This is a genomic window from Microcoleus sp. B4-D4 (assembly GCF_036705185.1).
Taxonomy (GTDB): domain Bacteria; phylum Cyanobacteriota; class Cyanobacteriia; order Cyanobacteriales; family Microcoleaceae; genus Microcoleus.
In genome coordinates this window covers 178,639-200,362 of record NZ_JAUBTX010000003.1, presented here as the reverse complement: position 1 = coordinate 200,362, position 21,724 = coordinate 178,639, and the positions used below count along the sequence as shown (strand labels likewise).

At 46.0% G+C, this 21,724-nt stretch carries 24 protein-coding genes; 14 read left to right on the top strand and 10 right to left on the bottom strand.

Annotation, left to right across the window (positions count from 1 at the left end; translation table 11 throughout):
* Positions 1–82 precede the first annotated feature (82 nt).
* Together pdhA and QUB13_RS04155 are read left to right on the top strand one after the other, a co-directional pair.
* Positions 83–1,117: a pyruvate dehydrogenase (acetyl-transferring) E1 component subunit alpha gene (gene pdhA / locus QUB13_RS04160; protein ID WP_333379207.1), complete on the top strand. Its 1,035-nt coding sequence runs from the start codon at positions 83–85 to the stop codon at positions 1,115–1,117.
* 112 nt (positions 1,118–1,229) lie between these two features.
* The gene (locus tag QUB13_RS04155) at positions 1,230–1,682 is read left to right on the top strand and encodes a clan AA aspartic protease (protein ID WP_333379205.1); all 453 of its coding nucleotides are present in this window, start codon (positions 1,230–1,232) and stop codon (positions 1,680–1,682) included.
* Positions 1,683–2,015: 333 nt separating this feature from the next.
* Here QUB13_RS04155 and galT read toward each other — a convergent pair whose 3' ends face one another.
* Positions 2,016–3,122, bottom strand: a complete 1,107-nt coding sequence (galT, locus tag QUB13_RS04150) for a galactose-1-phosphate uridylyltransferase (protein ID WP_333379203.1) — start codon at positions 3,120–3,122, stop codon at positions 2,016–2,018.
* Positions 3,123–3,411: 289 nt separating this feature from the next.
* Positions 3,412–3,918, bottom strand: a complete 507-nt coding sequence (locus QUB13_RS04145) for a hypothetical protein (RefSeq protein WP_333379201.1) — start codon at positions 3,916–3,918, stop codon at positions 3,412–3,414.
* 379 nt (positions 3,919–4,297) lie between these two features.
* On the opposite strand from QUB13_RS04145, the gene QUB13_RS04140 reads away from it, so the two are divergent.
* The 6 genes from QUB13_RS04140 (at position 4,298) to QUB13_RS04115 (ending at position 10,694) form a co-directional block, all read left to right on the top strand.
* Complete coding sequence (locus QUB13_RS04140) at positions 4,298–4,540, top strand: hypothetical protein (RefSeq protein WP_194011923.1); 243 nt, start codon at positions 4,298–4,300, stop codon at positions 4,538–4,540.
* A gap of 130 nt (positions 4,541–4,670) precedes the next feature.
* Positions 4,671–5,753 (top strand): ATP-dependent 6-phosphofructokinase, encoded by a 1,083-nt coding sequence (locus tag QUB13_RS04135; protein ID WP_333116071.1) that lies wholly within the window; start codon positions 4,671–4,673, stop codon positions 5,751–5,753.
* Positions 5,754–6,108: 355 nt separating this feature from the next.
* Positions 6,109–7,557 carry a YcjF family protein gene (locus tag QUB13_RS04130; protein WP_333379199.1) on the top strand — a complete coding sequence of 483 codons (1,449 nt, stop codon included), beginning with the start codon at positions 6,109–6,111 and terminating at the stop codon, positions 7,555–7,557.
* A gap of 130 nt (positions 7,558–7,687) precedes the next feature.
* Entirely contained in the window at positions 7,688–8,296 is a 609-nt protein-coding gene (locus tag QUB13_RS04125; protein ID WP_333116065.1) for a Uma2 family endonuclease, read from the top strand.
* A gap of 197 nt (positions 8,297–8,493) precedes the next feature.
* Positions 8,494–10,038, top strand: a complete 1,545-nt coding sequence (locus QUB13_RS04120) for a GTP-binding protein (RefSeq protein WP_333379197.1) — start codon at positions 8,494–8,496, stop codon at positions 10,036–10,038.
* On the top strand, positions 10,035–10,694 hold the full coding sequence (locus tag QUB13_RS04115) for a type I restriction endonuclease subunit R (RefSeq protein WP_333379195.1): 660 nt from the start codon (positions 10,035–10,037) through the stop codon (positions 10,692–10,694). Before QUB13_RS04120 ends, QUB13_RS04115 begins: the two co-directional genes overlap by 4 nt.
* 164 nt (positions 10,695–10,858) lie before the next feature.
* Here the strand turns inward: QUB13_RS04115 and QUB13_RS04110 are convergent, their stop codons facing one another.
* Positions 10,859–11,548 (bottom strand): hypothetical protein, encoded by a 690-nt coding sequence (locus QUB13_RS04110; protein WP_333379193.1) that lies wholly within the window; start codon positions 11,546–11,548, stop codon positions 10,859–10,861.
* Positions 11,549–11,684: 136 nt separating this feature from the next.
* On the bottom strand, positions 11,685–12,611 hold the full coding sequence (locus QUB13_RS04105; RefSeq protein WP_333379191.1) for a TlyA family RNA methyltransferase: 927 nt from the start codon (positions 12,609–12,611) through the stop codon (positions 11,685–11,687).
* Between the two features lie 321 nt (positions 12,612–12,932).
* Here QUB13_RS04105 and QUB13_RS04100 point away from each other — a divergent pair, with 321 nt between their 5' ends.
* Entirely contained in the window at positions 12,933–13,121 is a 189-nt protein-coding gene (locus QUB13_RS04100; RefSeq protein WP_333379189.1) for a hypothetical protein, read from the top strand.
* A gap of 107 nt (positions 13,122–13,228) precedes the next feature.
* On the opposite strand, the gene apcB is transcribed toward QUB13_RS04100, so the two are convergent.
* Positions 13,229–13,738: an allophycocyanin subunit beta gene (gene apcB / locus QUB13_RS04095; RefSeq protein ID WP_333379374.1), complete on the bottom strand. Its 510-nt coding sequence runs from the start codon at positions 13,736–13,738 to the stop codon at positions 13,229–13,231.
* A 359-nt stretch (positions 13,739–14,097) separates the two neighbouring features.
* On the opposite strand from apcB, the gene glnA reads away from it, so the two are divergent.
* Positions 14,098–15,519, top strand: a complete 1,422-nt coding sequence (gene glnA / locus QUB13_RS04090; protein WP_333379186.1) for a type I glutamate--ammonia ligase — start codon at positions 14,098–14,100, stop codon at positions 15,517–15,519.
* 427 nt (positions 15,520–15,946) lie between these two features.
* On the opposite strand, the gene QUB13_RS04085 is transcribed toward glnA, so the two are convergent.
* Positions 15,947–16,447, bottom strand: a complete 501-nt coding sequence (locus QUB13_RS04085) for a hypothetical protein (protein ID WP_333092226.1) — start codon at positions 16,445–16,447, stop codon at positions 15,947–15,949.
* 16 nt (positions 16,448–16,463) lie between these two features.
* Here QUB13_RS04085 and QUB13_RS04080 point away from each other — a divergent pair, with 16 nt between their 5' ends.
* The 4 genes from QUB13_RS04080 to QUB13_RS04065 all read left to right on the top strand — a co-directional run bounded on the left by QUB13_RS04080 (position 16,464) and on the right by QUB13_RS04065 (position 18,566).
* Positions 16,464–16,790, top strand: a complete 327-nt coding sequence (locus QUB13_RS04080; RefSeq protein WP_333092225.1) for a hypothetical protein — start codon at positions 16,464–16,466, stop codon at positions 16,788–16,790.
* A gap of 2 nt (positions 16,791–16,792) precedes the next feature.
* The gene (locus QUB13_RS04075) at positions 16,793–17,017 is read left to right on the top strand and encodes a hypothetical protein (RefSeq protein ID WP_194008599.1); all 225 of its coding nucleotides are present in this window, start codon (positions 16,793–16,795) and stop codon (positions 17,015–17,017) included.
* Between the two features lie 184 nt (positions 17,018–17,201).
* Positions 17,202–17,483 (top strand): hypothetical protein, encoded by a 282-nt coding sequence (locus tag QUB13_RS04070; protein ID WP_333379183.1) that lies wholly within the window; start codon positions 17,202–17,204, stop codon positions 17,481–17,483.
* Positions 17,484–17,660: 177 nt separating this feature from the next.
* Positions 17,661–18,566 (top strand): ferritin-like domain-containing protein, encoded by a 906-nt coding sequence (locus tag QUB13_RS04065; protein WP_333379180.1) that lies wholly within the window; start codon positions 17,661–17,663, stop codon positions 18,564–18,566.
* Between the two features lie 508 nt (positions 18,567–19,074).
* Here QUB13_RS04065 and QUB13_RS04060 read toward each other — a convergent pair.
* The 4 genes from QUB13_RS04060 to QUB13_RS04045 all read right to left on the bottom strand — a co-directional run bounded on the left by QUB13_RS04060 (position 19,075) and on the right by QUB13_RS04045 (position 21,541).
* Positions 19,075–19,767: a hypothetical protein gene (locus QUB13_RS04060; RefSeq protein WP_333379178.1), complete on the bottom strand. Its 693-nt coding sequence runs from the start codon at positions 19,765–19,767 to the stop codon at positions 19,075–19,077.
* A 134-nt stretch (positions 19,768–19,901) separates the two neighbouring features.
* The gene (locus QUB13_RS04055) at positions 19,902–20,342 is read right to left on the bottom strand and encodes a hypothetical protein (protein WP_333379176.1); all 441 of its coding nucleotides are present in this window, start codon (positions 20,340–20,342) and stop codon (positions 19,902–19,904) included.
* Positions 20,343–20,949: 607 nt separating this feature from the next.
* Positions 20,950–21,309, bottom strand: a complete 360-nt coding sequence (locus QUB13_RS04050; RefSeq protein WP_333314788.1) for a hypothetical protein — start codon at positions 21,307–21,309, stop codon at positions 20,950–20,952.
* Position 21,310: 1 nt separating this feature from the next.
* Complete coding sequence (locus QUB13_RS04045) at positions 21,311–21,541, bottom strand: hypothetical protein (protein ID WP_333379174.1); 231 nt, start codon at positions 21,539–21,541, stop codon at positions 21,311–21,313.
* Positions 21,542–21,724: the final 183 nt, after the last annotated feature.

The following is a 21,724-nucleotide window of genomic DNA, read 5'->3' as shown; positions in this document are numbered from 1 at the left end:
TTTTCGACCATTTTCTGCTGGGTTGTGTCCTCTGTCGGTTTACATTTAAATGTTTAAGTAGGCGATCGGGTATTAATTTTTTATGGCTGAGGAACGGATTTTACCAGTTTTTGACGCACAGAGCGTAACTATTTCTCGCGAAGAGGGCTTGATGCTCTACGAGGATATGGTTTTGGGGCGTTTGTTTGAAGACAAGTGTGCTGAGATGTACTACCGGGGCAAAATGTTTGGTTTTGTCCACTTGTACAACGGCCAGGAAGCGGTGTCTACTGGCGTGATTCGATCGATGCGCCGCGATAGTACGGATTACGTCAGCAGCACCTACCGCGATCACGTTCACGCTTTGAGCGCGGGCGTACCAGCGCGGGAAGTGATGGCGGAGTTGTTCGGGAAGGAAACCGGTTGCTCGAAGGGCCGGGGCGGTTCGATGCATATGTTTTCGGCCGAACATCGGCTGTTGGGAGGCTATGCTTTTGTGGCTGAGGGGATTCCGGTAGCTACGGGGGCGGCTTTTCAATCGAAGTACCGGCGCGAAGCTTTGGGCGATGAGAGTTCCGATGGCGTAACTGCTTGTTTTTTTGGCGATGGTGCTGCAAATAACGGGCAGTTTTTTGAATGTTTGAATATGGCTGCTTTGTGGAAATTGCCGATTCTTTATGTTGTGGAAAACAACAAATGGGCGATCGGCATGGCCCACGAGCGAGCCACTTCTGACCCCTTAATTTATAAAAAAGCTCATGCTTTTGGCATGGCTGGATTCGAGGTTGACGGGATGGATGTTTTGGCGGTGCGGGAAGTCGCCAAGGAAGCTGTAGCGCGGGCGCGGGCTGGCGAAGGCCCGACGGTGATCGAGGCTTTGACTTATCGCTTTCGGGGTCATTCCTTGGCCGATCCTGATGAGTTGCGCTCTAAGGAAGAGAAGGAATATTGGTTCCCCCGCGATCCGATTAAGAAGTTGGCTGCTGATTTGATCGATCGCACTTTGGCTACTGCTGAAGAATTAAAAGCGATCGACAAAAAGATCGAAGCTGTAATTGATGATGCGGTAGATTTTGCCGAGAAGAGTCCCGAACCCGACCCGAGCGAATTGTATCGGTATATCTATGCTGAAGATTAGTAGTTAGTTCGCGATAATTTGCGTTGAATTGCAGCCGCAGGTGTTAACCTGTGGCTGCCCGCATTTCAAGCTATAATCGAAGGTAGACTTTCTGTAGAAAAAGAGAGGCGCTATGATAAATATCGATCGCAATCTAAGTCAAACAACCAAAAATATGGGTGCAGTTCGAGTCAAAGTCAAGCTAACGAATGCCATTGATGAAGAGTTAGTCAAGAGAGGATTGCTCAATCCAAATCTTCTGCGAGTGTACGAAGCAGAAGCACTGATAGATACTGGTGCAGTACGCACAGCAATTCCTGTAGAAGTTTGCGAACACCTTGGTTTGAGAATTCGGAGTCAGGAAATAGCAAAATATGCTGATGGCAGACAAGAAACAGTGGGATTGACTGGGCCTATGATTATTGAAATGGCAGGGCGCGAGACGATCGAGGCCGCAATGGTTTTAGGCGATATCGTGCTGATAGGTCAAACTGTCTTAGAAACTTTAGACTTGCTGGTAGATTGCAAAAATCAGCGTTTAGTTCCAAATCCCGAAAATCCCGAAAGAGCTGTGTTGAGAGTATAAAAACCATATTCATGACACCTCATAAACCCGGTTTTTTCATAGATATATGACAATCTTAAGTGAACCGTATTGGTTCGTCGTGAGGACTTCACTTCTTCTGAAAAAAGGTTCGTAGTAAGGATTTTAGGATCGACAACTTAATAACTTAAATACCTCATACTGTTCTCTCTACTGTAAGTTGCCTTCCTCAAAGGAGGCAGAGCCTCCGCACCTGCATTACTAGGCAGAGCCTGGTAACGAGCAAGGTTCCCCCTGGGACTTTAGTTTTTCTTAAAAAAGTGTTTAATAAAGAAGAACTAAAGTCATCACTACAAACTAAATTGAGCGAGGTTATTAATAGAGATTGACAGATACGGCTTGCAATTCTTGAGCTTTTTCTTCCGGTAAAGCATCGTTGACAAACATTCCCGCTGCGAGTTCGGTTCCCGCTAGGTATTTGAGCCGATCGCGCGATCGATAGGGCGGATAAAACTCAGCGTGCAAATGTGCCTCTGGGTGAGGCTTTCCGTCTGTGGGCGCTTGAAACCAAGCCATCAAATAAGGAAATGGGCGGTGCCACAAACCATCATATTTAAGGGCGACTGTTTTTAAGGCCTTGGCAAGTCCTTGACGCTGTTTTTCGGTAAGATCGATAAATGTGGCAACCGGTGCGATGGGCGCAATCCACACTTCGTAAGGGTAGCGGGCGCAAGCGGGCACAAAGGCGATCGCATATTCATCTAAATACAGAATTCGCTGTTTGTCTGAAATTTCCTTTTGAATCAAATCTTGCAGCAAACCGCTGCTGTTTTTTTGATAGTAAACCGACTGACATTCTAACATCCGCGCCGGCACCGGTGGCACGAACGGATAAGCATAAATTTGACCGTGGGGGTGGTGCAAAGTTACTCCAACTTCTACGCCGCGATTTTCAAAAGGCAAGACATATTGAATTTCGGGATTGCTGCTGATAACTGAAGTGCGATCTGCCCACACTTCTAATAACAATTCTAAGTGACTTAATTCCAAAGAACCCAACGAAGCCAGCGGATCTTGAGTAAAAACGACAACTTCACAAACGCCGTTAGCTGGCACAGTTTCTACAATATTTATAGGCGCGTTATTTGCCTGGAAACTCATCGATGGAAAGCGGTTGTCAAAAACTGCTATATCGTAATTTCCTCGTGGCAATTCTGTCGGAAATCTGGGATTAATTGTAGCAGCCAGCGGGTTATATTCCGGCGGTGGCATGAAAGTTCTTTCCTGACGGTGGCTGGCATATGCTACCCATTCCCCCCGCAAGGGATGCCAGCGAAAGTGCGGGTTGGCTTTTACAGGTTCATTGCTGGGACTTACGGCGGCGATGCCTTTTGGAATTGGGTAGCGGCTGTACAGTGCGATCGGGCGGCCGTCGGGTTTTCGCAATGTTTGGCGGTACATTTTTTGTGGGCGATCGAGCATTTTTAATATATTTTATTCCTAAGTTTCCTCAAATGTGTTAAAAATGACCGGGCTTGCTCGCGATCGGCTTACAGGCCCGTTAAAAAAACTGTCCGAACTTTTGATGACTGGTAATTAATGGGATATGGCTAGTATTCAGAGGGCGGTATAGCGGTTCTCAAGCGTGGTGAGGTATGCCCTATGCCCTATGCCCTATGCCCTATCCCCTATCCCGGATAGTACCTCAGATGAGAGATCGAAAGGCTATATCTCTGCGATATGCCCTGTAAAAACTGCTTTCTTTGTACTTTTATTTCGCCGATTTCTGCGCCTTGTTTTCGGGTTCTACTGATTGCAAAGCTCCGTCGAGAATTGTCCGCGCTTCCTCAGCTTGGCTCCTAGCTTCTCGATAGCGGACGTTAGCTTGAGCGAAGGTTTTGAGAACCTTGAAACCGTCTTTGAGACGACCAATTTCTTCTGCAGTCACAGACTCATCTGTAAACAAAATGTCGATCGCCTCCCGGATTTTGAGTGCTTCTTCGCGGGATTCCATGACTTTCAATTTGAGACTTGCCAAATTGCTCAAAATCTGCACCGCTTCAGTAATTGCGTCTTCGCCATCCGACGCGGCATCTTCGATCTCCTTAACTTCAACAAACTGCTTGGGCCCAAATCCTTCTGCGAGCTCTGTAGGTAGCTGACCTTCATCCATCAGCAGCATCAGCTTATCCATCGCTTGTTCGCGGGCTTTGACTGAATCTTTCCCTCTGACAGTTAAAATAATTTCGGGGCTTTGAGGGAGTGTATAGCGAACCATATTTTGACCACAAGTGTGCGACAACAATTGAATGATATTTTATCTTTATTCGATCGCCTGTTGCAGCGATCGTTCCGCTCCTTTCCCCACCGCTGGCCCAAATTTGACGCCCTTAAAATGGATGCAAGCCCCCAATTTAAGTCATGGAGAAAGAAAATTTTTCGCTCCAGCTTCAAGATTCCAGATTCAGCGGGAGAGCAAATCTTAAATCTTCAACGCCCCAATCTAAAATCGACTGACATCGTTTCCGGTTGCATCGTAATCATAAAATCGAGTCAAAAGTCAACAGTCAACAATCAACAGTCAACAGTCAACAGCCAACAGTCAACAGTCAACAGTTGACAGTTGACACATATACACTCAAAAGGAACTATTGACCATGAAAGATAAAATTCTTAACTTTATCAACTTGATTTTAGTAGCTGATGTGTTTTTCGTCTTTGCTATTTTTGGGTGGTTTGCGATCGCCGTAGTTGGGCGATCGACCGGAGTGAATCTCGGTTTCGATTTGTGGTACAGTCTCTGGCAGCCCGTATTCAATCCCGCCCTGGGAATTCTCATGGGCGGTGCAATTCTCAGCGGTATCATTAACCAAGTTTCTAAACGCCTCAATCCCAAGTAAAATTTATATTGTATTTGAGACGGTGATTTGGGAGGCTAGAGCCGCTAAATTACGTCGCAAATAAGGATTGGACGATCGGGATCTAAAAAAATCAACCCATGTTCTGAGTAACAAAAGTCTGGCATAAATTATGGGAGAACAAAAGTGTATCGGCATTCTCACTAGCGGAGGTGACTGTGCAGGTTTAAATGCCGTGATACGAGCCGTTGTTTACCGCGCAACGGGAACTTACAATTGGAAAGTAATGGGAATTCGTCAAGCCACCAACGGATTGATGAGTCGTCCCCCGGAAGCAATTCCTTTGAATATTGAGAAAGTAGACTCTTGGCTCACCATTGGCGGTACAATGCTGGGCACGACAAATAAGGGCAACCCTTTTGCTTTCCCGATGGCTGACGGAACTGTGCGCGATCGCTCCGATGATATTATTCAAGGCTATCATCAACTCGGTCTGGATGCCTTAATTGGCATAGGTGGCGATGGTAGTCTCGCCATTCTCAGGAAGATTGCTCTCGAAGGTAATTTGAATTTAGTTGCTATTCCTAAAACTATTGATAATGATGTCGGAGTTACCGAGCGTTCGATCGGTTTTGATACTGCTGTCAATATTGCCACAGAAGCACTAGATCGCTTGCATTTTACTGCGGCAAGTCACAGCCGCGTGATAATTGTTGAAGTCATGGGACGCGACGCCGGACATATTGCAATTAGTGCCGGAATTGCTGGGGGAGCTGATATAATTCTGATTCCCGAAATTCCTTACAAAATTTCTGAAATCTGTGCCAAAATCCAAGAACGCCAACAACGCGGAAAAAACTACTGTTTAGTTGTAGTAGCGGAGGCAGTTCGCACAGAAGCAGGCGAATTAGTAATGCACACAAATCGCTTGGGTCAAAGTCGATTAGGCGGAATCGGTCAGTATTTAGCTGATACAATTTCGGAATGTAGCGGTGCAGAAACCCGCGTCACAGTTTTGGGACACACTCAACGCGGGGGAACGCCTTCTTCGTTAGAAAGATTAATTGCTTCTGCTTTTGGGGTTGCAGCAGTTGATTTAATTGCCGAAGAGAAATACGACTGCATGGTATCTTGGCAGCAGCGAGAAGTTGTCAGCGTTCCGTTGGAAGATGCGATTTCCAAATACAGACCGGTAGACTTCAACGGTACTCTGGTTAAAACGGCCCGCGGTTTGGGAATTTGTTTGGGAGATTAGACAATTATTTGTCTTAGTTCTCAAACAATAACAAGAAGCAAAGAAACCGGGTTTTTTAGCAATAGAAGGTTTTTGGCTAGTATTTAGTTAAAAAACCCGGTTTCTGGCCCCATGTTTTTCACTTTCCCATCAGAAAACCATCGGTGTGTATCTGTGTCGATCGACTTGACAACTGCGATCGATCCTGTGATTTATGCTGAAAGTAGATTTGGCACTTGTCCAAAAACTTGAGGGTGTAATCCGCACCGGTATCCCGCCTGCCAGTTTCGATATCCCAGAGGTACGATGGAATATAGGGACAAAGACCAAGCCCGTTAAGGTTAAGCTTGGCAATAATACCCACAGGAAGGTAAAAATGACACTTAACTTGCGGCGACCGATTTTGATAGGCGGAATAGGACTTTCAGCGGCGCTGTGGCTACTGGAAACTCTACAGTATTCGGGTTCAGAAATGGGCGAAACGGCACTAATCGGCTTGGCGGCCGCTGGTGCGGGTTATTGGTGGTGGAAGCAACAATCCCCCAAACTCGAACTCGCACTCCCGGAACCCCTAGTCAACCGGGAAGCAGCCGAAAAAGCGATCGCCACGGCATCCGCCGCCATTAATTTGCTAGCTCAGGAAGCTCAAAACTCGGCAAATCCGGCTAATCTAACAGCAAAGCTCGATCGGCTCAAAGCGGAATTAGACAGACAAGACTTGCGGATTACCGTAACTGGCGGCAAAGCTGTCGGCAAAACTGCCTTAATTCAAGTTTTAAATTCTAATTGGGCATCACAACAACCGTCAAAGCAGATTTTCTCAGAAACAGCACCGCTGTTTACCAATACAACAAATGTCGATGCTAAAATCAGCGGTGATTTAGTGTTGTTTGTGACAGCGGGCGACATTACGGATTCTGAATTTAAAACATTATCTCAGCTAGCTTCCGCAGGTCAGCGCGTGCTGCTAGTCTGGAACAAACTAGACCAATATTTGCCAACGCAGCAGTCGCAAGTTTTGCAGCAGTTGCACCAAAGAATGCAAGGAATATTGGGAACAGAAGATATAATTGCGATCGCAGCTTCCCCAAATTCTATTAAAGTGCGGCAGCACCAAGCAGACGGCACTGTTAAAGAACGGATCGAAAATCAAGTTTCTCAACTCGAACCGCTGACAGCAAGATTGACTAAAATCGTAACCGAAGAACGGCAACAGTTGGTCTGGGCGAGTGCGGTGCGCGAAGCTGCGACTATTAAATTAGAAGCAAAAACCTTATTAAATGCAGTCAGGCGCGATCGATCGATTCCCATCATCGAACAATATCAGTACATCGCCGCCGCCGCCGTTTTTGCTAACCCAGTTCCCGCCTTAGACTTGCTAGCAACAACCGCCATCAGCACCCAACTCGTCATCGACCTCGGCGCTATCTACCAGCAAAAATTCTCCTTAGACCAAGCTAAAACAGTAGCGGGAACTTTAGCAACCCAAATGTTCAAACTGGGATTAGTAGAACTGTCTACCCAAACTATTACTGGACTGCTGAAAAGCAATGCCGTCACCTATGCAGCAGGAGGCGCGGTGCAGGGAATTAGTGCAGCCTACTTTACCAGAATAGCCGGACTGAGTTTGATTGAATATTTCTCAACTCAAGAATTGGAAAATGCTAAAGGCATCTTCAATCTTACGGAACTGACGAAAACTTTGCAAGCAGTATTTATGCAAAATCAGCAAGTTTCCTTCTTGCAAGGTTTCATCAATCAAGTGGCGAGTCGTCTCGCGCCTCAAATGTCTCAGTCCGAGGCAGTAAATTCAGCCGCAAATTAAGTTGAAATAAAGCAACAGGCAAGATGCCTGTTCCACAAGAAAAATTTTTTTATTGTGGAACGGGCATCTTTCCCGTTACGGAACCAGCTAATATTTTCCTTTTTTGTTATTCCTAAATAAGGTTGGCACGATGATACAAACTCAACCCAAAATACTAACCTTTGAACAATTTATAGAAGACAAACCCGATAACAAATCCTACGAACTTCACGATGGGGTAATGGTTGAAATGCAGCCCACAGGAGAACACGAAGATATCACAGCATACCTTGTTCAAGAATTTACGCTGCTCTACACCCAACTGCAACTCCCATACCGCATTCCCTCGAAAGCGCTAGTTAAGCCACCAGCTAAAGATACAGGATATATCCCTGATGTTTTGCTATTAAACCGTCAGGCTTTAGCCTCCGAACCCTTATGGTTGAAGTCAGCAACAATCACCCAAGGAACATCTATCCCGCTGCTTGTTGAAGTCGTCAGTACCAACTGGCGCGACGATTATCTCAAAAAGTTGGCAGATTACGAAATGATGGGAATCCTCGAATATTGGATTGCGGATTATGCTGCATTCGGCGGAATACGTCATATTGGCGACCCCAAACAACCCACCCTCTCGGTTTGCCAGCTTGTGGACGGAGAGTATAGGATTACACAATTCAGAGGGAGCGATCGCATTATTTCACCTACATTTCCTAATATGGAGCTCAACGTCGATACAATTTTCAGAGGCGGAGCCTAGCGTTAGGGAAAAGAACAAGCTCTCCGGCCTGTGCCACATTTTTTTTGTTATTGTGGAACGGGCCGGAGAACCCGTTCAATATTTTTTGAAAAACTCCCCAATAAAAAACTAGATTTTTATCAAAAATTGTATTAAAATAAGAAATAGAATGTTATAGTTCGACGCTCAATTACATTGCTTAAAAAAGCCGATCGCCAATGGCTGACAATTCCATCCAAGAAAATCGCTTGTCCCTAGCCCGTGCCAGTTTGCGCGAAGCCCTCGCGCGGTATTCTCACTTGCGCCAAGGCAAAAAAAACTCGAACAACACAGAATTAGAAGCGGCGCTGCAAGCTCAGTTAGATATCTTAAGTTACACCTCAGAAAAGCTCGATCGCAATGTGATTCGTATTGCCACTTTCGGCATGGTCAGCCGTGGCAAATCAGCGGTATTAAACGCGCTTCTGGGTCAAAAAATTCTCCAAACAGGCCCTCTCAACGGCGTTACTCAGTGGCCGCGTTCCGTGCGCTGGAGCGTGCCTTTGCCCCTCCTTGACAGTGTAGAACCCCCCCAACTCCCCCTTGGTAAGGGGGGGCTTATGGAACCGCCCCTCAGTCAGGGCGGGCCTATGGAACCGCCCCTCAGTAAGAGCGGGCCAGGGGGGATTCAAGTAGAGTTAATTGATACTCCCGGAATTGATGAAGTTGGCGGCGAAGTGCGCGGCGATATGGCAAAACAAGTCACTCGCCAAGCTGACTTAATTCTGTTTGTCGTGGCGGGCGATATCACCCGCACTGAATATCAAGCTTTGTGCGAATTGCAAACAGCTCAAAAACCGCTGATTTTAGTTTTTAATAAAATTGACCTGTATCCAGAATTAGACAGAAAAGCTATTTACCAAAGTTTGCAATCACTGGGAAATTCTGAAGGTTTAGCAGCAGATTCGGCAACAGATGCCACAGATACGGAAATTTCGGGCGATCGACCAAACAACACTTCCGATCAATCTACACCAAAATCCGCTCCTAAAATTGCTAAATCTTTAGAAATAGTCATGGTAGCCGCCGAACCCGCACCGGTGCAAGTGCGCGTCGAATGGTCAGATGGAAGTGTCACCCACGAATGGGAGTCGCCTCCCCCCCAGATAGACCAACTCAAGCACAAAATTTTGACAATTCTTAACAGAGAAGGGCGATCGCTCCTCGCTCTCAATGCTTTAGTAGAAGCTAGAGATGCCGAAGCAAACATTGCCCGTCAAGTTCTCAAATTGCGGCAAACAGAAGCCGACGATTTAATCTGGCAATTTGCCAAATACAAAGCTTTGGCTGTGGGGATAAATCCCGTTGCTTTCCTAGATGTCATGGGAGCAACTGTCGCAGATTTAGCCTTGATTCGCTCCTTATCCAGACTTTACGGTTTACCGATGACTGGTTACGAAGCCGGGAAACTTTGGCAGACTATTTTCTCTAGCGCAGGCGGCGTACTTTTGGGAGAATTAGGTAGCAGTTTCCTCTTGGGATTTGGCAAAAGTGCCGCTGCTGCTGCTCCACAAATCGGCTTTTCTACTTTTGCCGGAGTCGCTGTCACTCAAGCTAGTTTAGCAGCTTACGGAACCTATGCTGTCGGTCGCGCGGCTCAAGTTTATTTAGAAAAAGGCTGCACTTGGGGCCCTCTGGGACAAGATACGGTAATTCAAGAAATTCTCGCCACCATCGAGCGCAATACAATTATCGATCGCTTGCAGCAAGAGTTTAAAATATGACACAAACAACAGCCATTACTGAAATCATCCCAACTTTAGCAGATGTTGAATCTCGATTCAATATTGCGCGAACAGAATCAGAGGGATTTTTCCCAGAATGGTATACAGATTTACCCGAAATTACAGAAGCGGATCGAGCCGCGCTCAATTCGATCCGGCGACGATATCTCTACCATCTAAATGATGGAAGCCTTACAGAAGGAACCGTCACGCTAATCATGGGTTCGCCTCTCTTGGAACGAGCGGGTTTTTACGATTCACCTTTTAAAATGACTGCTGAAAAATCTGTCAGAATTGTTTTAGAGGAGCAGGATGAGGAAATAGAAACTCTTAAAGGACGGATTGATGTTTTAGTGATGCAAAATCAGTTTTGGGTGACACTTTTAGAGTCGAAGCGCACCACCATCTCAGTAATGTCTGCGCTTCCCCAAACACTAGCATACATGACAGCCAATCCCCGGAAGGATAGACCGAGTTTTGCTGCGATGACAAATGGCAGTGAAATTGTATTCGTCAAGCTAGACTTTCAGAATCCACCTCAATATGACTTATCAAGAATATTTTCACCGCTTCCTCTAACCAACGAACTTTATACGGTTCTTCAAGTCTTGAGAAAAATTGGTCAACTGATATTAATTCCGGTGGCACCGGAATGATATAAACGGAGGACACGGCAGTGCCGTTTCCCTACCCGGATTAATTGTAGGGACACGGCATTGCCGTGTCCTGATTGTGGGTAATATTAATTCCGATGCTACCTGATTTGATATGATTCCCAATTCTTCAATCTAAAATCTAAAATCTAAAATCTAAAATCGTATTACCTTCCCGCGATTCTCACACCTTCCCTAAAATGGGCGATCGTTGCAATTACCGCTATAGAAAAGTAAAATAGTCTGATTAGCCAAAAACAAATCCGCATTGACCAAGTAACAATAGTCGGAGCAACACCTGTTAACTGCACAAATCTGGAATTAACTTTTTTTTCAAAGCTGTCTAAGTCTTTCATCTCCGATTGTTTTGTCGGAATTACCGGAAACTGACCAGTATATACGTAATAACCTAGAAAACCTTGCAATCCTACTTTTCTCTGCAAAAATGAGTTAGTTAATGTTGCTGTTTCTGCCGGCAATAAGTTATCCGATTCTCCGACTTTTTCTAACCAAGAATTGTATCTAATTACTGGCGTAATCATGAAAACTAAGGGAACTACAACTATTAATAATGCTGCACTAATTTTGCGGCCGTATTGAGGAATCAAAAGTTTTGTAGCAACCCCAAATCCCATGCCGATAAAAGCAAATATTAAAATATTTAACAGTTCAATAATTTCGATGCCTCTCAACAAATCACCGATAATCAGAATTGTATATAATAATTTGTCCGCCAGCAGCAGGGCTGCGAATTTGATCAGAATTGAAACGCCTACAATAGTAGCTGCAATCGCTAAATACCCGATGCCCCCTAGAATGTACAGTAAAATCGAACCGGCTTGTTTTAATGGCTGCATGGAATTATTCACTCTTGTGAAAGTTTAGGAGTCTGATTGACAAAACAATTTCAAATTTTAGATAAGTTTTGCTCTCCAAATTTGACTTTTAAAATTGATTAGCTCGATCGGTTGAAGTCAATTTCAAATCTAAAATCTAAAATCGATTGACAAGTTCCCGCGCTGCCGCTTTTGCGACTTGTGCGATGCTTTCCTTGACAACACTTTCTTCGATCGCCCCTGGCTCTGGTTCCTCTTGGCGATCGATCCCCAACCATAAAAGATACTCGATATTACCGGCCGGGCCAAGTAAAGGCGACCACGTTAAACCCCGTTGCTGCCATCCTAAAGCTGTGGCTGCTTTCCATACTTGAAAAATCGCATCGGCTTGAGTTGCTGAGTCTCGCACTACGCCTTTTTTCCCGACACGATCGCGCCCAACTTCAAACTGCGGCTTTACCAACAATACCGCTTCTCGCGGCGGTGCCAACAATTCCCACAGCGCCGGTAAAATCTTATCTAGGGAAATAAACGACACATCGACTACCGCCAAATCGGCTCGCGGTGACTCTTGCTCCCCCCCTTGACAAGGGGGGGCTGGGGGGGGTGACTCTTGCTCCCCCCCTTGACAAGGGGGGGCTGGGGGGGGTGACTCGCCGTAAAGCTCAGCAGCAGTCATGTAACGCAAATTGGTGCGTTCTTTCAAAATTACCCTCGGATCGTTACGCAAGCCCCAGTCAGCTTGACCGTAGCCAACATCTATGCCGTAGACGAGGGCTGCACCGGCTTGCAGCAGACAGTCGGTAAAGCCGCCTGTGGAAATGCCGCCGTCGAGACAAATTCTGCCCGCTACGGGAATCGCAAACACTTCTAAAGCTTTGGCTAGTTTGTCGCCGCCTCTGGAAACGTAGCGCGATCGCTCTTTAATCTTAATTTTTGCTGCAATGTCAACCTCAGTGCCCGGTTTGTCAACTACCTGTTGGTCGATCGAGACTTTCCCCGTCCGAATCAATGCCTGAGCTTGCTGTCGGGAAGCGCACAAATTTAGGTCTACTAATAAAGTGTCTATTCGTTGTTTAGCCAAGGTTTTTAATCTGTACGCCACGGTTATTGACAGTAACCAGATTACCACTTACGCAAAAACCCGACTGCGGATTTTTGGCGATTATTTTGCTTTTCCCAGCAGAAGTACCGCCACGAGCCCGCTGTCATTTTTTCCCTGCTTGAGATAGCTGCGGGGCGAGACCCCTTATCTTGCATGATGTGACTGAGATCGCTTTTTGTGGATAGTTCGATCACAAATAAACATTCTTAGAATCACACAAAAACTTTGGCTAGTAGCGGATTATGTAAATACAGGGGGGATGCGCTACACACACAATCAGGGCGATCGAGCATGAAAACAATGAACTTTCCTATCAAAAATTTGACTATTTGTCAAGAAAATCCCTTAGCCTTCGTCAGCGGTAACATCATCCACATTCTTTATCCCAACGGCGAAGTAGAAGTAACAACAACCGAGCAAATCGATCGCCGCCAAACCAAAAATCCCCTCGACAAATGCCTCGTCTGGGGATGTGTTGGCGACTTTTAACCAATAAAAAAGATCGCTTAGAGGCTGTGATGCCAAAAAAGCGATCGAGAGGGTGCTACCTACAAGCTACAAAAGCATTTTCTGTTAAAAGAAAGAGCTTGCTTGACTTAAATATCTTGTTCGCTCAATTCGCGAATCATGTAATCAAAAGGTTGCTCCAGGAAAGGCCCCACAGACAAGCCTGCAGCTTCCACCTCAGCCTTAACCATCTCCTTCATAATGCCAATCCCCGTCACCGTCGGGCCAATGGGCACGCTTAGAGAATTGTAAGTTTCCCGCAAACCTTGCAGCACGCGCTCGTCGAGCACATCCGTACTTCCAGCCACCAGGGCGTAAGTAGCATAGCGCAAGTAATAGTCCATGTCCCGCAGACAAGCCGCGTAACGGCGAGTCGTGTAGGCATTTCCACCGGGACGGATCAGTTCCGGCTGTTCGGCAAATAGCTGGATACCAGCTTGCTTGACAATTGACGCAGCATTGCTGTTGATTGCCGCTGCAGCCTGTACCCGTGCTGTGCCGGTTGCAAAATAAGATTTCAACCGATCGATACCATCCCGGTCTAAATACCTGCCAGCAACATCATAATTTTCAATCAGACTCGTCACTGCATCGCGCATTAGTTTGTCTCCCAAAAATCTTTATCAATACTTTGCTATCTGAGATAGACCGCCTATTGTAGACTACTACAAATCGGCCTTTGATTAAGATTTGAGATAGGATTTGTACGATCGGCACTAAATGCTCGACCAATAGCCGCAAAATTCAGCCGTTTGTTTTGTATAAACAGCCGAAACACAGACAAGGCAAGAATCACAAACTGCCCGATCGCGATCGGCTCAATTTTGAATTATTGTATCTTTTGCTACAAAAAATTGATAGCTGAAGGCCTACGATCGCCCAAACAGTCTGAAATCTGCCGTTAGCGAAGCTTGCAGAAGAGAATCGCCCGCAACCACACCAATATCAGGAGTAAGTGATGTTCCAGACACCCCAAGAAGCCCTAAACTACATAAAAGAAAATAAAATCCAGATCGTTGACCTAAAATTCATCGATATGCCGGGGATCTGGCAACACCTTTCCCTGTACCACGACCAAATCGACGAAACCGCCTTCACAGACGGCATACCCTTCGACGGTTCCAGCATTCGGGGCTGGAAAGCCATCAACGAATCAGACATGACGATGGTCATCGATCCGACCACCGCTTGGATCGACCCGTTCATGGCAGAACCCACCATCAGCTTCATTTGCAGCATCAAAGAGCCCCGCACCGGCGAACCGTACAATCGCTGTCCCCGCACCATAGCTCAAAAAGCCATAGACTACTTACTGACAACCGGTCTCGGCGATACAGCATTCTTCGGCCCGGAAGCAGAATTTTTTATTTTTGACGACGTTCGCTTCGACCAAACCCAAAATTCCGGCTACTATTACGTAGATTCGATCGAAGGTCGCTGGAATTCTGGCAAAGAAGAACCAGGCGGCAACCTCGGCTACAAACCGCGTTACAAAGAAGGTTATTTCCCAGTAGCACCAACCGATACCTCTCAAGACATGAGAACGGAAATGCTGCTGACAATGGCAAAATGCGGCGTACCCATCGAAAAACACCACCACGAAGTCGCCACCGGCGGACAATGCGAACTCGGTTTCCGCTTTGCCACATTAGTACAAGCCGCCGACTACTTGATGACATACAAATACGTCATCAAAAACGTCGGCAAAAAATACGGCAAAACCATCACCTTCATGCCCAAACCGCTGTTTAACGACAACGGTTCCGGGATGCACGTTCACCAGTCGATTTGGAAAGACGGCAAACCTCTATTTGCAGGCGATCAATATGCAGGTTTCAGTCAAATGGGACTGCATTACATCGGCGGCATTCTCAAGCACGCCCCGGCACTTTTGGCACTCACCAACCCGACGACTAATTCCTACAAGCGTTTAGTTCCAGGCTTTGAAGCGCCTGTAAACCTAGCTTACTCTCAAGGAAATCGATCGGCATCAGTACGGATTCCGTTATCGGGAACCAACCCTAAAGCCAAGCGGTTAGAATTCCGCTGTCCAGATGCCACATCCAACCCCTATTTAGCATTTGCAGCCATGCTGTGCGCCGGCATAGACGGCATCAAAAATCAAATCGATCCAGGTGAACCTTTGGATGTGGATATCTACGACCTTTCGCCGGAAGAATTGAGCAAGATTCCTTCGACTCCCGGTTCCTTGGAAGGTGCTTTAGAAGCTTTGGAAAAAGACCATAGTTTCTTAACTGAAACCGGCGTATTTACCGAAGAATTCATCCAAACCTGGATTTCCTACAAACTCGACAACGAAGTCAACCCGATGCGGCTGCGTCCTCACCCCTACGAGTTTGCTCTCTACTACGACTGTTAGATAAGTTAAAAATCACACCTCAAAAAAATTAAAATTATCATTTTTTGAGGTGTGATATCATGTGCAATCGAACGATCGCGATCGGATGAGTTTGTGGTGAGGAATTTAGTCTTGACAATCGAAGGACTACAGTCCTCACTACAAACCACTTTTATTTTGGGCGATCGACCGAACATGATACGATTCTAAAAAAGGTCGCCGTTGCAGGCGATTTTTTTTTATATTTAATCAATCAATGCGAACTCCAATTCCAAATTCCCAATTATATCGTTTCGGGTTGCATCGGAATAATAAAATCGAGTCAACAGTCAGTAGGGGCGGTGCCTGTGAGTGCGGGCCCTCTTAACAGTCAACAGTCAACAGTCAACAGTCAACATCATAAGGAGTGTTACCGGAAATGATATTACCCATTCCCAATTCCCAAATTTTAGAACATCTGTATTAGCGCCCAAACTTTGCCGTTACCGGAAACCATGAGGGCTACGCTGTGAGTGGTAGGCCCCATAGTAGCGTCCGAGACATCCTCTACAGCCCATTTATTTGCTTTCTCATCGACAATAAACAAATCCTCAGCGGTAGTGCCTTCTTGAACCCGATATATCTTATTCAAAATGAAACGCTGTCGCGCCTCAGCTTTTGGTATCCCCGTAACTTCATCAGGATCGACAGAGAGGGCACTGCCTTCTTTTAATGTACCTTTCGAGTTACTTAAATTGCGATCGATCTTTTCTGATATTTGTAGACTGTGAAGCTGGACGCAAGGCTTTGTCTCAGAGATATTTGAGACAGCAGCTAGTGCCCCACTTTTTTCTAAACCGAGAACCGCTGCAAAAGCTGTAAAAATTAACAAAATCTTAAAATTATTCACCGTAATTATCCTTGTTTGTGTGTTAAGTGCTGCTGTCAGTATAAAGTAGCAATTAGCCATTAGCAATTACCAAACGATGTCCGATATTTTTGTGATGGTTCGCAATCAAAATAACGTCGCCATGACTTCAGTTGATGGCATTGCCTTCATTACTTTACTGAATCGGGACGGACGGGTACTGGCCGAGGAAACGGTTGCTTTGATGGAGGCAGATGCGGGATTTGATGACTTGGCACCAGGACAATATACTGTAATAGTTAGGCATGAACAGGTTGAACCACAATCTGCAAAATGGGATGTCACGATTGGCAAAAAAGATCGAGTCATCATACTGATATTTGTTTATCTAGAACCGGAACGGGTACTCCTTCGCATTCTAGCTACTGTTGAAGATAGACTATAACCATGACAGCTAATGTTATTCCATCACAATCAATTAAAATGTTCCGCTATCGAGTGCATTTCTTGGCAAAAGACCTTTGGAAGGAGAAAAACCCAGTTGGTCGAATGAATTTGGCTTTGCAGTTGGCGGATGCGGCGAGTACGCTGGCCAGATTGGAGGTGGAGGAAGCACAAAAATTTCAACAAGAGTCGGCTTCGGTTCTGGTTTCAGACTCAACTGAGACTTGATATCAATTTTGGGAATTGGGCATTGGGAATTGGGCATGGGGCATTGACAACAAACTTCTAACTTACTTGGTGAATTAGCAAGCCCAAAACTATGTTACAGTTGTGTAGGTATCTTTACAAAACAACTCTGTAGATTATAGGCATCAAGGTTATGCTTTTATTTCTGACAATAAGTCTCGGTCAAATGCTGATTGGTCAAGCTTCCTTTTGTCCCGATCCTAATGGGATACAAATGATAGTGGTAGGGATTTTAATTGCATTACTTATCGCAGTTACTGGCGGGATGATTGTGGGAATTTATTTAATAGCATCAACCATGTTAGCAGGGTTGTCATGGGTAGGATTGATAACAGGGGGAATTTTTAGTTTTCTTCAGCTACCACTAGAGTTTCATACTGTGGGATTTTTTGGGCTAATTATGTTGTTTGTAGTAGGGGGGATCAAGTGGATGTTAGGATGTGGTTAATTAAAATTAACCTCGATCGCCAAAAAACACCACTTTCTGACCACCCGTGCGTCCACGACTAAATTTGCCCCACGGCTCAATTCTCCGATACAAAAAACTTCTGCCTTGCGAGTGAATTGGGAAGCAAAAAAATTGCGTTACACTTATATAGGTATCTTTACAAAACGACATAAAAATATGACTGTTGCCTATCCCCGCAAGCTCCGCAACGCTATGGGAGCGCGCGAAATTTTAGCTCAAGTAGTGCGCGATCGCGAAATCCACCTGATCACCCTCAACCGCTACCGCTTCAGCGAACAGCGCAGTTGCAAAGACCTCACCGACTTGATCGAGCAGCTAGACGGCGAACCGGCCGAACTTGTGCGCGATCTTTCCCGGCACATCTCCGACGAAGCGCGGCACGCCATGTGGCTGACAGATTTGCTGGTAGACTTGGGCCAGCATGTGGGCAAGCCGCCGGGAGTATCCTACATTGACGAGTTTGAAAGGTTGTTCGACAGCGAGAAACAAGACCCTACCAAAGACCGCGAAGATTTTGTAATTTCTTCCCTAGCGGCGATTAATGTCACCGAGAAGCGGGGATGCGAGTATTTCTCAGCCCACATCCACGCCCTGAAAAAGGCTCCTCAAACCGACGAAAACATCAAAATTCGCGAAACCATCGAAAAGATTTTTCCCGAAGAAGCAGGCCACGTCCGCTGGGGGAATCGCTGGTTGGGCGCAATTGCTGCCAAAAGCCCGGAACACCGCCAGAAGGTGGAACAGGCTAAGCGCAAGTATGTGGCGATCGAACAAGCTGCATTTGAATCGGGAATGGATATTATGCTGGGGGCAGAACTCCGCCGCGTCACCCGCTTGGTAGACATTGCCAACACCATGCCGATGTGGGAACGCCCGCAATATTTGATGGAGCGCTTGCCCGCAACCCTGCTCGCCCCCGACTTGCAAATGACTAGAGTCGATGTAGCTCAGCGCGCCTGGAACCGCGACCCGCAGGCATTTGTGGAGAAATTGGTGCCGATGTTCCTCAACGGGTTGAATACCATTGAGAAGAAGCCGCCGGCGACTAAGCCCAAGGCTTAAAAACGATCGCGAACCTGGTTGAAACCGCTCTGCAAGTCAAACTTGCGTCTGCCTCGGCAAACAAGCGAGATATACTGGTTCCGAGGCTATGCCTGGGAACCAGTTATTTAACCCTCTTTTGTCACTTTCGGCAGAAAATAATCTGGGATGGTTATAGCATAAGACTTTTACCAAAAACCTTGATTTGGGCCATTCTGTTAGAAAATAAATGCTCAAATCCTTGATCTATCTACAGTTGAAAATTTTGGTATCATTTTTAATTTCCCAGAGTGAGAAAAGAGGGATAAGGGCCTGTCCTGAGCCAGAGACTAGAACCGCTAAGGTCATTAAATAGTGTCAAGCGTGTGACACACGATTTTAGGCTTCCTCTACCGGACAGGCAGGTGACTATTTTTCCGACGGTCTTCTAAATCTTTTTCAGTTCGGCAAAGACTTAAGAACCCGTCGAAAAAAACCCGCCAGAGGTTTAGGCGGAGATGAGCTCATTTAAACTGGTGGGGTTCATAAGCTAAGGTGTGTCCTTAGCGGGCGCATCTTCAGCGGGCGCATCTTCAGCGGGCGCATCTTCAGCGGGCGCATCTTCAGCGGGCGCATCTTCAGCAGGCGCGTCCTTAGCGTCTCCGGCGGGCACTTCTTCTAAATTGAGACTAATCTGGGCTAACTTCCAGGCATCTGCTTCCGGTAGGTATCCTACTGTGAAGTTTATGCGGGTAGGTGTGGTGGGATAATAGCCTTTGATGACAAGCACACCATCACTATCTATTGCTGGCGCTGGCGTGAAGACTGGTTCCATCTTGTTGACAAAAGGTCCGATATTCGTGCCTTTTGTGTCTAGATCGGTAAACGACTTAAAGATTGCCGCGAATTCCTCCACCGTCACTTCCTTTTGCCAGCGCTTAGAGATGGTCGAATGGAACTCTGTAAAGTTCTTGGTTTGGACGGCCTCGTTCCATGCTAACAGGGTCTCTTTCGTCAACTTTGTTAGCTCTGCCGTTGAAGGCACCTTGTCGGGTGCGAAGCCAGTCGAAGCAACGCCGGGCGAAGCGATAGTGTCGGTATTGCCGGTGGTCGCCGTAATTGTGCAGCCATGTAAAATCGGAACCAGGCAAAGCGCCAGTGGCGCCCATATCAACATCAATTTGTGGCGAATTACCATTTTCTGTCCCTTTGGGTACGTTGAAAAGTCTGGTTTCTGATTCAATTAGTTTCCCCCGCGAGTGAGGAGTCTGATGCCGTTAGGCGTTGAGTAATTCTGACAATTGATTGAGAAATATTAATTTAAAAAGCAATTTAGAGTAGTTTTACTGTAGAAGGCTTTTTAAATTTTTTTTAATTTTAGAAGGTTTTTTCGCTCACAACCATCTCACCATCCTCGGTTGTTACTTGAAAAGAACTTCCCACCGAGTACAGGAATGTTGTTCCATTAACAGTGACCTCTTTTGCCCTATAAGTTCCGTCACCCATAGTGACGCCTATAAGAACATTGGAATCATCGGAACTTTTCTTATTCACATATACTAGATAGTTGACCTCGTATTCATCCTGACAAATGGATATTTCATAGGTGGCTGTTGAGAAGTGTTCATATATTTTGTCATTACCGACGCAAAGGCTGGTAGCTTGTGCGATCAACAAATTTCCCGAAGAGGTGGAACTCAAGTTCTCACCAATAGCAGAAGGCGCAGCTAACAAAGGTAATCCGGGTAACAATAACCCAAAAATGGTACCAACTATAGCAGAATACTTGCAGCCTTCAACCCAAATTTTTGAAGTCATTTTGTTTGTTTTTTACGTGGTAACTTTTTAATTGTATGTTTGTTTTTTTACTGTGTCAACCGTGGTTTCTCGTAAGTATTTATACCCCCTCTATACTGTTTTTGTGAACTTTTAAATATTTGGGAACTTAGCTATAACCAGCTTGAGGGTGAATAGCGCCTACGCAAAATGCAGGAGTGAAATATACAGTGATGCCAGTTGGTCGGAAACAACCTAAAACCCTATTAAGGATTGAAACAATTTCTTCACACTCCGATAGCCTAACCCGACATCAAATCCTAAAAAGCAATCTTTGAATTGGGATTTTAGGACAAAAAAGTCACTGTGTTCAGGGTGCAGGGTAGGGGAGCGCAGGTTGCAGGGTGAGGGTGAGTGAATATCACCCTTCTCACATCGACAGCACTCAAATGTATCAGAAGCTAGAGAGTAGAGATAAGGGTAAGACTAGACGTAAGACAAAAAGTAAGACATTAAAAAATAGGTGGTGGCTATTTTCCGACGGTCTTCTAAATCTTTTTCACTTCGACAAAGACTTAAGAACCCGTCGAAAAAATCCTGCTAGAGGTTAGGCGGGGATAAGCTCATTTAAACTGGTGAGGTTCATGAGTTAAGGTGTGTCCTTCGCAGGCGCATCTTCAGCGGGCACATCTTCAGCGGGTACATCTTCAGCGGGCGCGTCCTTAGCATCTCCCGCAAGGGGTTCATCGTTTAACATGACATTAATTCCGAGCAACTTCCAGGCATCCGCTTCGCGTAAGTATTTTAAGGTGAAGCTTGTTCGGGTAGGTGGGGTGGGGTAATAGCCTTGGAGGACAAGCACACCATTACTATCTATTGCTGGTGCTGCCGTGAAGACTGGTTCCCTCGCGTTGACAAAGGGTTCGATATTCGTACCATTTTCGTTTTCATCGGTAATCGGCTTAGAGGCTGCCGTCAATTTCTCCGCCGTGGTTTGCTGTTGCCACACCTTAGAAATGGTCGAGTAAAATTGTGTGAAGTCCTTGGCTTGGATGGCTTCGTTCCACGATAACAGGCTCTCTTTTGTCAACTTTGTTAGCTCTGCCGTTGAAGGCACCTTGTTCGGTGCGAAGCCAGTCGAAGCAACGCCGGGCGAAGCGATAGTGGCGGTCTCGCCGGTGGTTCCCGTAATTGTGCAGCCATGTAAAATCGGAACCAGGCAAAGCGCCAATGGCGCCCATATCAACATCAATTTGTGGCGAATTACCATTTTCTGTCCCTTTGGGTACGTTGAAAAGTCTGGTTTCTGATTCAATTAGTTTCCCCCCCTAGTGGGGAGGCGGTTCTGCTGTCTGTAGAAACTTTGCTGCTGGAAGCTATGTGTTTCCATTCAATTACTTTCCCCAGCGAGTGAGGAGTCTGAT